This is a genomic window from Rahnella perminowiae (assembly GCF_019049755.1).
Classification (GTDB): domain Bacteria; phylum Pseudomonadota; class Gammaproteobacteria; order Enterobacterales; family Enterobacteriaceae; genus Rahnella; species Rahnella perminowiae.
The window spans coordinates 1-385 of record NZ_JAFMOS010000028.1; the positions used below are offsets into that span (position 1 = coordinate 1).

General features: G+C 30.6%; 1 protein-coding gene. It reads left to right on the plus strand.

Translation table 11 applies throughout. The features are described 5' to 3' along the window. Positions 1 to 54: 54 nt before the first annotated feature. Positions 55 to 378, plus strand: coding sequence for a DUF4238 domain-containing protein (locus J1785_RS00125; RefSeq protein ID WP_217218505.1), 324 nt, complete (start codon positions 55 to 57; stop codon positions 376 to 378). Positions 379 to 385: the final 7 nt, after the last annotated feature.

Here is a 385-nt window from a genome sequence, read left to right on the forward strand (position 1 = left end):
ATAAGAGAAATATATAATAAAATGGAATACACTGAAATATAATCAGCAAACGAAATTTCATACGCATTTAGTTTTGCTAACAAGCTTTCACTTACCATATTACATGCGCCTTCTGGACCAAAATTTATAACCGGCGATCAACCTGTAATAAACTTGAAACAGAATGAACGTGATGAGCAGGGTAATGTTCTTGAAGTGGTTCTTTATTATCCTTTAAGTCAAGATATTGCAATTTTACTCAAAAAGGATACAGAGCATAGAGTGTATGAAGAAAATATAACGTTGGAGAAAATAAGAGAACTTAATGGTTTTGTTTTTGATAACTCATTTGAGCAAGTGTATGCTTCTTCTGAAGAAGAACTATTATCTTTAATGTAATTTATTG